Origin of the sequence: Petrotoga mobilis SJ95 (assembly GCF_000018605.1) — a bacterium.
Taxonomy (GTDB): Bacteria; Thermotogota; Thermotogae; order Petrotogales; family Petrotogaceae; genus Petrotoga; species Petrotoga mobilis.
Window position 1 is genome coordinate 1,972,531 of the sequence record NC_010003.1, and the last position, 15,357, is coordinate 1,987,887.

Sequence of the window (15,357 nt, forward strand, 5' to 3'; positions counted from 1 at the left end):
GTTAAGTACCATATTCTGGGGTTTGGAAAAAACAAAAAAAGGAGTGTGAGGGTATTATGAAGAGAGTTTGGAAGAGTTTGTTGATGATGTCTGTTGCCTTTATTGTTCCAACCGTTTTACTCGCAGATAGTATTACTATGGAGGACGTGGTAAGCTCCATCGATACTATGTGGACTTTACTCGCAGCGTTTTTAGTGTTTTTTATGCAAGCTGGATTTGCGCTCGTGGAAGCAGGGTTTACAAGATCAAAGAACACGGTAAACATCATCATGAAAAACTTTACGGATTTTTTAGTTGGCTCAATACTTTACTGGCTAGTTGGGTTTACTATTATGTTTGGTGTTGGGAATGGTTTCATAGGTTGGCAAGGAAGTTTTGAATATCTGGGATTAAACATTCCGCTTAACGCTTTTTTAATATTCCAGACGGTATTTGCTGCAACCGCTGCAACTATAGTATCTGGAGCAATGGCGGAAAGAACTAAATTCACAGGTTATCTGATCTACAGTGTTTTCATCAGTGCATTTATATATCCCATAGTTGGTCATTGGATATGGGGTGGAGGTTGGTTATCAGATATGGTTGATTTTGCAGGTTCCACAGTAGTTCATTCCGTAGGCGGATGGGCTGCACTGATGGGAACAATGGTTTTAGGGCCAAGAACCGGTAAATACAGATCAGATGGAACACCGAATAAGATTCCAGGACATAGCTTAGTTTTAGCTGCTTTAGGGGTTTTCATCCTATGGTTTGGATGGTTTGGTTTTAACCCTGGAAGTACCATTTCAGGTTTAAATCTCAAAATCGCTGATATAGCGATGACTACAAATTTAGCTGCCGCATCAGGAGGGTTGGGGGCGTTGACGATAGGTTGGTTTATTTACAAAAAACCGGACGTCAACTCTACCCTAAATGGTGTTTTAGCTGGATTGGTGGGAATCACTGCTGGCACAGCAAGTGTTACTAATGTTGGCGCTGCCATAATAGGAGCTTTATCCGGTGGTTTAGTTGTTCTAGCTATAGATTTTTTCGACAAAATACATATCGATGATCCTGTTGGAGCAATCTCTGTGCATGGAGTTGGTGGAGCGTTCGGTACATTAATGGTTGGAATATTTGCTGTGGATGGTGGATTACTCTACGGAGGAGGATTAAATCTGTTTTTGACTCAGCTAAAAGGGGTGCTAGCTGTTGCAGGTTGGACCGTTGTAACTACCTACATCCTTTTTAAAAGTATCGATTTAACAATAGGTTTAAGGATTGATTCTACTAGTGAAATAGAGGGCTTAGATTTTGCAGAGCATGGATCTGTTAGTTATCCTGATTTAACTCCGCTTAAAGGGCGAAGCGTGAGAGTAAAAATTGATGAGGAAGGTGAATAATATGGGATACAAGAAAATTGAATGTTTTATCAGGCCAGAAAAATTTGAGGAAGTCATCGTAGGATTAGAAAAAGTTGGTATCGATGGCATTAACATTGATAAGATCTATGGATATGGTAGTCAAAAAGGGGAAGAAAAAGAGGTGGAAGATTACAAACAGAAAAAAGAATATGAAGTAAAATTCAAGGAAAAGATCAAATTAGAAATAGTAACTGACGAAAACAAAGTTGAAAAAATTATAGAAACTATAAAAGCACACGCGCAAACAGGTAAGGTAGGTGATGGAAAGATTTATATTACACCGGTAGAAGAAAGTATAAAAATACGAACCACTTAAATAAAAATGCGCCCTGTGGGCGCATTTGTTTCGTTGGACCAATAAATACGAATTATTATCCATCATTGAAATTTTTGAATATTTTTTACATTATTTATCAGATCTTGAATAATATTAGGATTGCAGTAAAGGGCGTCAGGCTGGAAAATATTTACATTTTTTCCATCGAGATCTACAATTTCCCCGCCCGCTTCTTTTAATATTAGATGTCCTGCTGCTACATCCCATGGATGAGATCTTATAGATATAAAGGCATCCAAAAAACCCGATGCCACATAAGCGATCTGCAAGGCGGCAGTACCAAACAATCTAATCCTCATAACTTTCTCTTCCAAGGCTTTAAAATATTTGTATGTTTTCCCTCGTTCATTTCCAAGGGAAATCATGGAATCTTCAAAATTTTTAGCCCAGTGCGGTATCAATCTTTTATCGTTTAAATAAGCGCCATTGTTTTTTGTGGCTGAGTAAAAAAGGTTCATAAAAGGCGAATAGATAATACCTATTGTTGGTTCTTTATTTTCAACATAGGCTACCGAGATACAATGTTCTGGCAATCCCCTTGAAAAATTAACCGTACCGTCTATAGGGTCTATAACCCAATATTCATTTTTCTCAGGAGTTTTGGTTAGCCCTGATTCTTCTGCTAAAAATAATGAATTTGGGAAACTTTTATTTATCTCTTCTATCAGGTATTCCTGTATTTGATAATCCACATCGGTTACAAGATCGGTTCGAGATTTTTTTGAATTAACATGGAAATTCTCGGTGCTCCACATTTTTAATTTTTCACCGGCATTAGAGACTATTCTTTTTATTTCAATGAAATCATTTTTTGTCAATTAATTTTCCTCCTAAAAGAGTTTTGAGTATCTTTAGAAACTTTGTATATAGCGCCCCTTCGGGGCGCTTTTAACTTATTTTCCACACATATTCATAAGGTTGCAAAGTGATACTATCTAATGATTTGCTTTCAGCGGTTAAGTTGTTATAAATAATAATCTGCCTATTTTGATTACTCCTTGTAACTTTAAATACACCATCGATATTTTCATAGATTGGTTTTTCTGAAAACAGACCTTGGTTTTCCTTTTTTAAATCAAGCATCTTTTTTATTCCATGAAAAATCTTATAACTATCGCTGTTAGAGTTGTTCAGAGCTTCTTTTCTTTTCTCTTCATCGAAAGGTCCTCTGTTGAAAAATCTTGAATCTTTATGGCTTATCTTTTCAGTCATTTTCCTATAGAATTCTTCATTGTTCTCCATTCCTATTTCATCACCGTAATAATTTATTGGTGTTCCATCCAAAGAAAACAAAATTGAATAAGCTAAAAGCACTTTTTTGTAATCCTTACCCATTTGGTTGTACAATCTTCCTGCGATCCCTTCTCCTTCTCTGAAATTCCATCTTTCATCGAGCAAGTAGTATTTCAACATCTTCGCCCTTTCTTCTGGGTCGACGAATTCTAAGGTTAATTCATCGTGGCACCTTAGAAAAACGAACCATTGACAATTTTCTGGAATAGGCGGGGTGATTCTTTCAGAAAGAGTATCTATTATATAATTGGGGTTACCTTCAGCTATAGACAAAAAAATTTTTGGCATAACGGGAAAATGGTATGCAACCTGGCATTCATCAGAATTACCAAAATAAGCAACAACGTCTTTAGGAGGCTGATTGGCTTCTGCTATCAATGCTGTTCCTTCTTTTAGGTAATCTAAAGCTGCTCTGAATATTTTTAAAATCCAGTGAGTTTGAATTAAATTTTCACAGTTAGTACCTTCTTCTTTCCATAAAAACGGTGCTGCATCCATTCTAAAACCATCGACACCGTGTTCTTTCCAGAAGGTAAAAACTTTTATCATCTCTATCAGCACATCAGGATTTTTGTAATTTAAGTCCGGTTGTATTTCGTAAAATCTATGAAAGTAATAGTCATTCGTTTCAGGGTTGTAGGTCCAGTTGCTGTTTACCATACCTTTAAAAAGCAGTCGGGCTTGGGAGTATTTTTTATCTGTGTCACTCCATATGTAATAATCCCTATACTTAGAATCTTTTGATTTTTTTGCCTCTTGAAACCATGGATGTTCATCAGAAGTATGATTTATTGCGACATCAAAAAGAATTTTTATACCTTTTTCGTGCGCAAGATCGATGAATTCGAAAAAACTTTCATTGCCACCTAATTCATCTCGAACTTTGTAAAAATCAGAAATATCGAATCCTTGGTCCTTCATTGGAGATTGTAAAATAGGAAGAAGCCATAATATAGTTACACCTAAATCACTCAAATAATCTAATTTTTCTTTCATTTTGTCAAAATCACCAGCGAATAGGTCAACATAAGTAGAATAGACCAAACCTTTCTTATACCAAAATTTATCGTTTGGTGCGTATGTGAAAGAATCTTTTTTTGACTTTAAAAAGTCTAAGAGAATTTCCAATTTATGGTTATCAGAATACAGTTTGTTCCAAAGTTCAGTTATTATCTCTATTTTATCGTCTATTATTTTCACCCCCAAGTTAACTATCTATTATTTTGGTATTTGTATGTTGCTATAATCGCCTATTATCAATTTTAGAGAATATGGTTTTCGTTCTGCTGAATAAATCTTTGAATTTTCTCCTATAATAGATGATTCTATCCTTATATACACATTTGAAATATTTGCATAACTTAAGATTATACTGTTCTCAATCTCTGAAGAGTTTATATAGGCACTGTCACCGATACTTGTATATGGCCCTATGTACGCATTGCTTATTGTAACGTTTTCTCCAATTATTACAGGTCCTCTGACGATAGAGTTCATTATCTTCGTATTTTTCCCTATGTGGACCATTCCTTGGACCGAAGAATCTGATCTTATTTCTCCTTCTATTTTTTGCTCTTTTAAATTACTGAGAATCGTTCTATTTGCCTCGATTAAATCTTCAGGTTTTCCAGTATCTTTCCACCAACCCTCAACAATGTGAGCTCCAACGTTTTTTGAATTATCTATTAACCATTGAATGGCATCGGTGATTTCAAGTTCCCCTCTCCACGAAGGTTGAATATTTTGAATTGCCTCAAAAACCTTCGGAGTGAATATGTAAACCCCAATTATTGCGAGATTCGATGGCGCATCTTTTGGTTTTTCGACAACCTTTGTTACTTTAGAATCTTCCATCACCGCTATTCCAAATTGTGAAGGGTTATCAACGGAAGTCAAAAGTATAAAAGATTCATAATTTCCTTGTTTAAACTGGTCTATAAAATTTTTAAGATCAAAATTTACCAAGTTATCCCCCAGATACATTATAAAGTCATCATTATCAAGGAAGTCTTTTGAAACCTTTACAGCATGCGCCAAACCTTTTGGATGATCTTGTATAATATACGATAATTTTATACCTAATTGACTACCGTCACCTAAGACTTTTTTAAAGTCTTCTATATTTTCTGAATTTACTACCAAACCGATCTCTGTAACCCCAGCGTCCCTTATTTTTTCTAAGCTATACATAATGGTTGGTTTGTTAGCTATCGGTATCAATGGTTTAGCGTTTGTGAAGGTTAGTGGTCGAAGTCTTGTTCCTTTCCCCGCACAGAGTATTAATGCTTTCATAGCTTTTTGCCTCCTTGTTTGATTGTTGTAGTTGTTAGTGCCCTTTCACCCCGCTCCGCACCCATAAGGAAAAGGGGTCTTTACTCATTGAGTTTCTTCGCTGATCTTTGATATATTTGAATCTGGTATGTAATCTTTTATTATCTCAATAACACTGTTGTAATCATGATTTTTTATCATTATATTTATTCGATCTATCAATTCATTTAGCTTCTCTTTATTTATTTCGTGATTGTTGGATTTTGAAATAAAGATTCGTCTGTTTCTAGTTTTTTCGTAATCTTCATCTTCCAAAAATATTTCTTCGTATAATTTCTCACCAGGCCTGATGCCTGTATAAACTATTTTAATGTCTTGATCAGGGATATACCCGGAAAGTCTGATCAAATCCCTTGCTAATCGATCAATATTGACAGGCGCTCCCATTTCTAAAACAAATATTTCAGCCTTTTGAGCGAACTGTCCACATTGTAATACTAAAGAGACAGCCTCCGGAATAGTCATGAAATACCTTTTCATATTGGGATGTGTGACAGTAACGGGACCACCCTTTTGTATCTGTTCTTTGAAAATTGGAATTACACTCCCTCTACTTCCCAAAACGTTCCCGAACCTTACAATTCCATACTTTGTTTGATAAAAATTAGACATTGTCTTTACTATAATTTCCCCAAGTCTCTTTGAAGCACCCATAATGGATGTTGGTTTGATGGCTTTGTCGGTGGAAATAAAAACGAATCTTTCTACATTGTATTCCCCTGAAAGTTTTGCAACAGTGTAAGTCCCAATTGTGTTGACCCTGAAGGCTTCTGTTGGATTTTTTTGCATGAGGGGTACATGTTTATGAGCAGCAGCATGAAAAACAACATCAAATCTATATTTTGAAAATAAATACCTCATTCTATTTTCATCGGATACATCTGCGATAATTTCTTCTATAAAGGCATCTGAAAATTTGTCTTTCAGTTCATTCGATATTTCAAAAATACTGTTTTCACCTTTTCCAAGCAAGAAAAGAGCTTTGGGACCCATTGGTAAAACCTGTCTACATATTTCAGAACCTATACTTCCCCCTGCACCAGTAACCAGTATTTTTTTGCCTTTTATGTAATCTTTTATCTCTTTTAAATCAACGCTAACTTCCTTTCTACCTAATAAATCGGAAATATCGACCTCTCGTAGAAAGCCAAGTGATAACTTGTTATCTAAAATTTCCAAGATTCCTGGCAAAGTTTTTAATCTAACCTTCGATGTATCAACATAATCTATGATTTTTTTTATCTGATCTGATGAAGCGCTAGGAATAGCTATTATAACCTCTTCAACATTGTATTTTTCAACAAAATCCATAACTTGGTTTATTTTCCCCAGTACAGGATAGCCTCGAATGTTTCTTCCTATCTTTTCTGGATCATCATCCAAAAAGCCTACAACTGATCCCTCTTCTGGATGCCTTTCGTATTCCCCCAACAATTCTGTTCCTGCATCGCCTGCTCCTATTATAAGAATATTTTTAATTCCGTTTAACCGCTTTTTATAATTTCGAGAATGTCTTGAAAACCAATATATCCTACTAGCTGAAACAAAGACTACTCCAACCACCGACGCAGTCGCCGCCACGCTGAAAGGAAGTGTAAAAATATCGCTTATATATCTTCTTACAAACTCAAAAATAAAAAAGTTGATAAGGAAACCTATGAAACCACTATTAAATACAGGTCTTAATTCGTTAAGAGTGGCAAATCTCCAAATATATCTATATATTCCAGAGTAATAAAAAACAATTACCATAATCAAAGGAAAGAAAAAGATGGGGGAGATGTACTTTCTCATCTCCACAAAGTCAAATTGAAACCTTATGAACATTGCAACAATGTAAGCAAGGAAAAACAAAATATAGTCAATTATCATCAATCTAAAAGATCTTTTAGACAAATGTTTCATTTTTTATCTCCGTTAAGCTATCTGTTATTATTTGATATACGTAATTCTGTTCTTCAAGACTGATATTGGAGAAAAATGGGATTGCAAAAGTTAAAGATGAGATCAGCTCCGTGACAGGGAAATCTCCTTCTTCATAGCCGAACATTTTTCTATAGAAAGGCTGTAAGTGGACAGGGTAAAAGTAATTTTTGGATTCAACACCTTTTTCACTCAATTTTTTTAAAAAGGTTTGTAAGATATTTCTTATCTTATTTATTAATTCCTTCCATTCTTTTCGATTTTGTTTCCCTTCAATTTTTATTGGTAGATCGAAATTTCTAACCCATGTAGGTATATGAATTAACTCTGATACCCAATCTAAGTTCAATCTCAAAACGAAGACAAACCAGCTCTGAGAAGTAACTTCTTGAGGAATGAAAGGTAAAACTACTCTTTCTTCACTTTGAAACAACTCAAAATAATTCATAGCCTTCTCTTTTCTTTTAGAACTTATCTCCTCTATCCGTTTCATTTGAGCAAAGCCAAGTGCAGCAGACATTTCATCCATACGATAATTGTATCCGAGTCTTTCACTTATTAACCACTCACCGCTTTTGCCTCTACCTTGGTTACACATGGACTTACATAAGTCAAAGATTTCTTCATCATCAGTAACTATAACCCCGCCTTCACCAGTGGTTATCTGCTTATTTGGGTAAAAGGCATATGTGCCAGCTTTTCCAAAAGTTCCTAATTTACGCCCTTTATACTCTCCCCCCAGTGCTTCGCATGAATCTTCGATTATTTTAATTTTATCTGGAAGAATCTTAAGTATCTCATCCCATTCCAAGGGAACTCCAAAAACATCCACACCCATGAAGGCTGTGACGTCATCTTTGTAATCTTTGTCTATGAACTCTTTTAAATTTTTAACGGATAAGTTGTAAGTATGAGGATCTATATCAACAAATACCGGCACTCCTTTCTCAAACAAAGCTACGTTAGCCGAAGATATAAAGGTGAAAGGTGTTACAATCATTTTTTGATTTTGTTGAAAATCCAAAGCCCTTATAATCAAATGTAAGGCTGATGTTCCACTGTTTACAGCCAGAGCATATTTCATTCCAGCGTATTCTTTTATTATTTCTTGGAATTTTTCTAAGTAAGGACCCAAAGCAAGTCTTTCAGAATTCAAAACATCCATGATAGTTCTTTTCTCTAAGTCAGTAATATCTGCACCTGATAATGGGACAAACATAGTTGATATCGCCTCCACGCGTTAAGGGACTTTGCCCTTAAGATCCCCAAAACCTAATTTTATTTTAAAAGAATTTTTTTGCGCAAAGCTGCAAAAATTATAAAAATTGTTGGAGTTTTTTGTATTCTTCCTCTTTTATATAACCATCTTTCAGCAGCTTTTCTAATATCTCTTCGGCTTTCTTTCTATTTGATAAGGATGTAACATGAGAAAAAATAGTGCTATATCTTTCATCTTCGCCCATATTTTTAATTTGATTGGTTATTTTCTCATAAAGGTTCTCTTGTGCAGGTTTTTCGGCTGCGCCACTTGTTGAGGCATCGTTTTGTGTTTCTTTTTCATCTTTTTTAATAAGTTCAAGATACCTTCCCGTAGCGGTACCGTCCTCAAAATAATGTATTGTTGTTTCTCGTATTAAGAAAAACAAAAGAAACCACTGGTATACATCAAGGGTGATGATTCTCAGTAACATAACGACGTTTCCGTCTCTCAATTTGATGAAACGATTTTTAACTATTTTGTTGCTAATTTCGGATTCTTGAAGCTGCCATTGGTCTTTGTCAATCCTATTTATCATACTTGCATATGAGATCCAGCTTAATAGAAAACTTCCCAAAAATAAATAAATCTGCCAACTAGGTAGTGTGAAAGTTTGTATTTCATCCAATGTTAAACTTCCTACTTGTTGTATCAAGTACAGATAAAAGACATTTAGTACCAAAAAAGAAACTATGTACAAAATAAACCAAATTATGGGGTTCTTATCTTTTATATCCGGAAAACTCAAATTATTCGATTGGTAGACCTTCTTCATTCGTTCAATATGAAGATTTCTGTTTCTGATTAAAACGTGGTAAATAAAAAATAATAAAGCCAGTCCAACGAATTGTAGGACAGGTATATATGACAGTATAAAGGTTATAAAAATAATAAAAGGTCTCAGCAAAATCATTCCATTTCCTCCAGTTAAAAAAGTCTTTATTCTTCTCTAAGCTTTTCCACTATGATCTCAGACACCCAATTTCTTTCGATCTGGGTCTGTTCTCCGCTTTTCATATTCTTTATTGTAACGATATCCCGAGAAATCTCTTCCTCTCCTATTACAACCACGTATTTAGCGTTCAATCTGTTGGCATGTTTAAATTGCCCCGATAAATTCCTTTTCGATATATTTAGAAAAGTATTTATACCTTTTTTTCTCAGTTCTTTCGATAAAGTAACTGCCGCCATTTCACCCTTTTCACCTTGAAAAGCTATGTAAACATCTATTTCGCTTTCACTCTCGACCTCGACATTCTCTTTTTTTAATGCTTCTATTACTCTTTCAATCCCTATAGCGAAACCAACCCCTGGAGTTTTAGGACCCCCTAATTGTTCAACGAGATCGTCGTACCTACCACCACCTGCTACGACAGCTTGTTCACCCAAATCAGAATGTTCTACCTCAAATGCGGTTTTCGTGTAATAATCTAAACCTCTAACTATCTTTGGATCAACTTGAAAGGGTACATTGTAAGCCTTCAAATATTTTTGAAGGTTTTCAAAATGTTCGCGACTTTCTTCATCTAAATAATCCAAAATTGAAGGAGCATTTTTTGCCGCTTCCACGTCGATTTTGCAGTCCAACAACCTCATAATGTTGGTGTTAAAACGTCTTTGACAATCTTCACATAGGTTGGGTAACAACGGTTGATAATACGTTTTCAATACTTCTTTGTATTTTTCTCTACTTTCAAAGGTGCCTATGTTGTTAATTTTCACCTTAAAATTGCTCAATTTTAGCTTATTGAAGAAATCGTAGACAAATGTGATTAATTCAGCATCTGCTAAAGGATGGTCTGTTCCAAAAATCTCTGCTCCTATTTGATAAAATTCCCTATAACGTCCTGCTTGAGGCTTTTCATATCTGAACATAGGACCCATGTAAAATAATTTTTGAGGAGACCCAAAGGTTATTAAAGAGTTTTCTATATAAGCCCTTGCTACCGAAGCGGTGCCTTCAGGTCTTAAAGTTAGTGACCTTCCTTTTTTATCATCAAAAGTGTACATTTCTTTTTGAACAATATCTGTTTCTTGGCCTATTCCTCTGCTAAAAAGTTCGGTTTTTTCAATTAATGGGGTTCTTATCTCTTTGTATCCATATATTTTAAAAAGTTTCTTTGCCGTATTTTCGATGTATTCCCAATACTTAACTTCTTCCCCAAAAATGTCTTTTGTACCTTTTATTCTTGTATAAGTACTCAAATAGTAATCCTCCTTAGATCTTGATTGTAGTACTTGTTTGTAGACACTTTAAAACTTATTTTAGCTCCCCCTCGCCCCGCTCCCCGCCCTTCTAAGGAAGGAGACTTGCCGCAGCCCGTTCCCCGCTTTCTCAATTATTTTACCACAAAGTTTATAACTTTAAAAGAAAAGATCAAAGTTAAGAATTTTTAAGACGTAAAAAATAATTGAGAGGGAGAAAATCTCCCTCTCAGATATTATTCTATATATGCATAACCTATAATTAATTATCTTCTACGTGTATTCTTTTTCTTATCTAGGTGCTTTTTATACTCGGATATCTTCTTTTCGCTGTCTTTTAGATACTGATTCAATCTTTTTTCAAAGTTGTGTGATTTTCCCGTGTCCTCTTTTTCCTCATCAAAATCTTTTAAAGAGATCTCATACTTTCCGTCTTTCGTTCTTCCAATGACTTTTCCTTGAACTTCATCACCAATTTTTAAAAAGCTGGATATCTCTCTAACATACTTTTTTGAAATCTTTGAAATGTGTACAAATCCTTCTTCACCATTTTCAAGTTCTAAAAAAGCACCAAACTTTTTGATATCGACTACTTTACCTTTCACAGAATCCCCTGTTGCTAAACTTTCATTTACCAAAATAATTACCTTGCCCTTTTTTCTTAATCACGAGAACCTTGCTAAGTCGTGATATCACCCTTTCTAAACGGATGGCCTGGGTCCGGGCGTTGGTTTTCACCTCCGAAATTTTTTGTTGTGTTTCCAGATGGATATTGGTAGAAACTTACCAATAGCAAGGACCAACTGGATAACGCTTTTCATCTCTCGATACTTTTATTTCTTAACTCTAATAAATCCCCCCCAATAAGAAAATTAGAGATTTTAGTTTTCAAGAAAATCTTTGTATTTGTTCTTAAACTTCTGAACTCTACCTTCTGTATCCAATATTTGTGAACCTAATTCTCCTCTGTAAAAAGGATGACATTCAGAACAAACATCTAATCTGAAATTGTCAACTGTTGAATACATAGTATGTTCGGCGCCACAAGCGCATTTTACGGTTATAAGTTTCATTTCTGGATGAATACCTTGTTTCACGTCTAACACTCCTTAATCTATATTTCTTACCAACTTATTATATCATAATCTGATAATTATGTCAAATTAAAAAACATAACCAAAACCTAATCCCCCGGATAAGTTAAATTTGGTCTCTGGAATTACATTAAAGCCAGGAGCCAATTCTAAAAATGTTAAGAGAGGTGTACTCGGAATTTCAAAATTTAAAGCTAAAGGCATTCTAACCCCCACACTTAATTCACTGGAAGTTACTCCAACATGCAAACCTCCTCCATAACTAAAACCTATATCGCCAAATAAATTATGAGATAGTGCATTGAAATCACTGTCAATTAAAAAACTTTCGTCAGTAAAAGACCAAGCGGCTGTGATTCCTGCAAAACTTGTATTACTAGAGTAACTTCTTATATACAATCCCGTTGGTTCACCAACTTTTACTCCTAACCCTAATGGAGCCGAAAAAACTACTGCAGTTAAAACTATTAAAGCGAATAAAGAGACTACTATCTTTTTCATCCTAATCCCTCCTGATGTTAAAGTTTTTTCAAAAATGCAAAAAAAGTAACAAAAATATAATATCATAACTTTATTAAATTTTTATTAATTTCTTTAGTAATAACATTATTTTGAAAGGAGAGTTTTCTGTGTGGCTTCTCCCCTTTCTTTTAGGATCCGCTGAGCATTCTTGCTACCAATATTTCTCACTTTGGTCAGAGGAATCCTCAAATATTCTCCTTCAATTTTAAAAAGTTTTGCCTCGCTCTTGTAAAGATCCGGTCTTAAAAAACCAAAACCTCTCTTTCTCATCTCATAGGCGGTTTTAAGTGTGGAATAAAAGTTGGACTCTTCGTAATTATGTTGGTATTCGTTTTTTGAAAGCTTCTTAATCGTTTTAACAGTCAAGTCTTCATCCATTATAATGTCAATATCAAAAAACCTCGCTCTAATAGTGAAATAAACGCTGTAAAACTCAAGAGGATAATAAAGCTTGTAAAACGCTATCTTGTACGCCATTATCATGTAGGCAACCGCATGGGCTTTTGGGAAGAGATAATGAATCTTCTTCAAAGAATCAAGGTACCATTCGGGAGCTTCTGAATCATCTATCGCCTTCAGCTCTTTCTCTGTAAGCTCTTTCCCCTTTCTCACTTTTTCCATAACCATAAAGGCTGTTTTTGGTTCCACTCCGAAATACTCAAGTGTTGTCAAAATATCATCTCTACAGCTAACGATCTGATCGATACCTGCAACATTTTTCAAAACTATCTCACGGGCGTTGTTGAACCAAATATCCGTTCCGTGTGCAAGTGAATTCGTCCTACACAGATCGTAAAAAGTTTCAGGCTTTGTCTCGGTGAGCATCTTATGGGAAAAAGGTGTCCAAACTTCTGGAACACCCAACGTGCCAATCTCCGTACCTATCTCCGAAAGATCCACTCCCAACTCCTTTGTAGAAGAGAAAAGTGAAAGAATCCGTTCATCGTGCATAGAAATATCGTTGTAATCGTAACCGGTTAAATCCTTAAGCATTTTTAAAAATGTTGGCCCATCGTGAGACAACACGTCTATTTTCAACAAATCATTTTCTAAAGCCTTAAAATCGTAATGTGTCGTAACGATACCAATCTCAGGAGAATTTGCAGAATATTGGTAAGGAGTGAAATCGTGAACATCGTACTCTTGAGGGATTATTATCATAGCCGATGGATGTTGACCTGTATTCAACTTTGTTCCTTTTATTTTCTGAGAAATCCAAAAAAGATGTGCAAAATTCATATCTTCATCCTTGAAGTAATTGAGAGCCATCTTCATAGCGTTGTACCTTGAGATGGTACTAATCGTACCTGCCTTGTAACAATAATTCCTACCAAATTTCTCTTCCAAGAACCTCTGTATATCGGTGAAGATCTCAGCCGAAAAATTCACGTCTATATCTGGGATCTTCTCGCCAGAATACCCCATAAAAACCTCAAACCTTATATTATGCCCATCGGAGTTTAAAATTGCACCGCAATTTGGGCATGACTTCTCTTTTAAATCAAAACCACTCAAATTCAAATTCTCCACGAACTCTATAAACCCACAACTCTCACAAAAATAATGTGGCGGCAACGGATTAACCTCCGTTATCCCCAAAAGAAAAGCCACAAGCGAAGAACCAACAGAACCCCTCGAACCGATTGGGTAACCCATCTCTAAAGACTTCTCGACCATATCGGCTGAGATCAAAAATATCACCGCATACCCGTTATCTACTATACTTTTCAATTCCTTTTCTATCCTATCTATAATTATACGGTGTAACTTTTCCCCATACCTCTTTTTTGCGTTGCTATAAACGATATCTCTCAAATTTTGGTCGGCGGAGGGGATATAAGGCGCCTTCAATTTAAAATCAAAAGGAGCAAGCTCCTCTATCTCACCAGCGATTTTATTCGTGTTTTTCACCACAATTTCTTTTGCAATGCCACGCTTTTTGAAGATCTCAAACGCCTCATCGTACATCTGGGAAGTGCTCCTAAAATAATTAACACTTCGCACAGTCTTTCTTGGTTTACTCTTTGTGGAGGTACCAACGATCATAGCGTTTAAATACTCTCGATCTTCTTCTCTCAAATAATGAACATCACCGGACATAACAACAGGCTTTCTGACATCTTTTGCAATCTCATAGACAGTTCTAGAATAATCGATAATCTTACCCTTCTCCAAACATAAATCATTATAACAATTCATAGGGAAAAGCTCTATATAATCAAAAAAAGTTATCCATTCCTTCAAATCGTTAGTAGAATACTTGTTCAAATAGGAGTAAAGCAAAAACCCATCCAGTGAAGAGCCTAAAAGTAGCCCTTTTCTCAAATTCTTCAAATCAGAGAGTGAAATTATTGCACTTTTATTCACAACGTTCATATGTGAAATCGATATTATTTTATAAAGATTCTTCAACCCCTCTTTATTCTTAACCAAAACATTCACATGTTTTACGATCCCTCTTCTCTCATCGTGTACATTCAACTCACAACCAAAAATAGCTTTTATACCCTTTCTTTTAGCATACTCATAGAAATAAGGAATTATCTGCACATTTTCGTTATCAGTAATGGCAACCGCCTTTTGTCCAAACGAAGAAACAGCATCCACCAACTCCTCCATACCCAATATAGACAACTTTGAGCTCATCTTTGAATGAGCATGAAGTTCAACCCTCTTTTCTACCGAAAGATCATGCCAAGATAAGTGAACAGCAGCTTTTATTGTGTTTACCTTCAAACAATAACTCCCCATTTCGCAATCGTACTCTAATACCCCTTCAAATCTAAACCATTCACCTTTCCTTGACCCTGTTCGGGGCGTTTTCCCGCTTTCTGACTTACACAAAAAAGAATAACTATAATCAGAAACAAACAGATAATAAAAATCCTTTGACTCATTAACATGAAAAATTTGGCCTTTTATGCTTATCTCCTTATTAAAAAACTCTTCCTCCCGCCCTTTAATATCCAATAGACTCTCAAAAAAATACAT

At 35.3% G+C, this 15,357-nt stretch carries 13 protein-coding genes; 2 read left to right on the forward strand and 11 right to left on the reverse strand.

Annotation, left to right across the window (positions count from 1 at the left end):
- Positions 1-56: 56 nt before the first annotated feature.
- Entirely contained in the window at positions 57-1,382 is a 1,326-nt protein-coding gene (locus PMOB_RS09220) for an ammonium transporter (protein ID WP_012209582.1), read from the forward strand.
- A gap of 1 nt (position 1,383) precedes the next feature.
- Positions 1,384-1,719 carry a P-II family nitrogen regulator gene (locus tag PMOB_RS09225; protein ID WP_012209583.1) on the forward strand — a complete coding sequence of 112 codons (336 nt, stop codon included), beginning with the start codon at positions 1,384-1,386 and terminating at the stop codon, positions 1,717-1,719.
- A 62-nt stretch (positions 1,720-1,781) separates the two neighbouring features.
- Here PMOB_RS09225 and PMOB_RS09230 read toward each other — a convergent pair whose 3' ends face one another.
- The 11 genes from PMOB_RS09230 to PMOB_RS09280 all read right to left on the reverse strand — a co-directional run bounded on the left by PMOB_RS09230 (position 1,782) and on the right by PMOB_RS09280 (position 15,357).
- Positions 1,782-2,558, reverse strand: coding sequence for an inositol monophosphatase family protein (locus tag PMOB_RS09230; RefSeq protein ID WP_012209584.1), 777 nt, complete (start codon positions 2,556-2,558; stop codon positions 1,782-1,784).
- A gap of 70 nt (positions 2,559-2,628) precedes the next feature.
- Positions 2,629-4,233: an alpha-amylase family glycosyl hydrolase gene (locus PMOB_RS09235; RefSeq protein ID WP_012209585.1), complete on the reverse strand. Its 1,605-nt coding sequence runs from the start codon at positions 4,231-4,233 to the stop codon at positions 2,629-2,631.
- A gap of 18 nt (positions 4,234-4,251) precedes the next feature.
- A complete protein-coding gene (locus PMOB_RS09240; protein WP_012209586.1) occupies positions 4,252-5,325 on the reverse strand; it encodes a glucose-1-phosphate thymidylyltransferase in 1,074 nt (357 codons plus the stop codon).
- Between the two features lie 84 nt (positions 5,326-5,409).
- Positions 5,410-7,269: a polysaccharide biosynthesis protein gene (locus PMOB_RS09245; protein ID WP_012209587.1), complete on the reverse strand. Its 1,860-nt coding sequence runs from the start codon at positions 7,267-7,269 to the stop codon at positions 5,410-5,412.
- The gene (locus PMOB_RS09250; protein ID WP_012209588.1) at positions 7,253-8,506 is read right to left on the reverse strand and encodes a DegT/DnrJ/EryC1/StrS family aminotransferase; all 1,254 of its coding nucleotides are present in this window, start codon (positions 8,504-8,506) and stop codon (positions 7,253-7,255) included. Before PMOB_RS09250 ends, PMOB_RS09245 begins: the two co-directional genes overlap by 17 nt.
- Before the next feature lie 97 nt (positions 8,507-8,603).
- Complete coding sequence (locus PMOB_RS09255) at positions 8,604-9,458, reverse strand: hypothetical protein (protein ID WP_012209589.1); 855 nt, start codon at positions 9,456-9,458, stop codon at positions 8,604-8,606.
- Positions 9,459-9,484: 26 nt separating this feature from the next.
- Positions 9,485-10,750 carry a histidine--tRNA ligase gene (hisS, locus tag PMOB_RS09260; protein ID WP_012209590.1) on the reverse strand — a complete coding sequence of 422 codons (1,266 nt, stop codon included), beginning with the start codon at positions 10,748-10,750 and terminating at the stop codon, positions 9,485-9,487.
- Positions 10,751-11,016: 266 nt separating this feature from the next.
- A complete protein-coding gene (locus PMOB_RS09265; protein WP_012209591.1) occupies positions 11,017-11,388 on the reverse strand; it encodes a S1 RNA-binding domain-containing protein in 372 nt (123 codons plus the stop codon).
- Between the two features lie 243 nt (positions 11,389-11,631).
- Positions 11,632-11,847 (reverse strand): 50S ribosomal protein L31, encoded by a 216-nt coding sequence (gene rpmE / locus PMOB_RS09270; protein ID WP_012209592.1) that lies wholly within the window; start codon positions 11,845-11,847, stop codon positions 11,632-11,634.
- 66 nt (positions 11,848-11,913) lie between these two features.
- Positions 11,914-12,345 carry a hypothetical protein gene (locus PMOB_RS09275; RefSeq protein ID WP_012209593.1) on the reverse strand — a complete coding sequence of 144 codons (432 nt, stop codon included), beginning with the start codon at positions 12,343-12,345 and terminating at the stop codon, positions 11,914-11,916.
- 105 nt (positions 12,346-12,450) lie between these two features.
- Positions 12,451-15,357, reverse strand: a complete 2,907-nt coding sequence (locus tag PMOB_RS09280) for a PolC-type DNA polymerase III (RefSeq protein ID WP_041534151.1) — start codon at positions 15,355-15,357, stop codon at positions 12,451-12,453.

Coding starts and splice junctions, on each gene's coding strand:
- PMOB_RS09220 (WP_012209582.1), top strand. CDS start 57: ATGAAGAGAGTTTGGAAGAGTTTGTTGATGATGTCTGTTGCCTTTATT.
- PMOB_RS09225 (WP_012209583.1), top strand. CDS start 1,384: ATGGGATACAAGAAAATTGAATGTTTTATCAGGCCAGAAAAATTTGAG.
- PMOB_RS09240 (WP_012209586.1), bottom strand. CDS start 5,325: ATGAAAGCATTAATACTCTGTGCGGGGAAAGGAACAAGACTTCGACCA.
- PMOB_RS09245 (WP_012209587.1), bottom strand. CDS start 7,269: ATGAAACATTTGTCTAAAAGATCTTTTAGATTGATGATAATTGACTAT.
- PMOB_RS09250 (WP_012209588.1), bottom strand. CDS start 8,506: ATGTTTGTCCCATTATCAGGTGCAGATATTACTGACTTAGAGAAAAGA.
- PMOB_RS09255 (WP_012209589.1), bottom strand. CDS start 9,458: ATGATTTTGCTGAGACCTTTTATTATTTTTATAACCTTTATACTGTCA.
- PMOB_RS09275 (WP_012209593.1), bottom strand. CDS start 12,345: ATGAAAAAGATAGTAGTCTCTTTATTCGCTTTAATAGTTTTAACTGCA.
- PMOB_RS09280 (WP_041534151.1), bottom strand. CDS start 15,357: ATGTATTTTTTTGAGAGTCTATTGGATATTAAAGGGCGGGAGGAAGAG.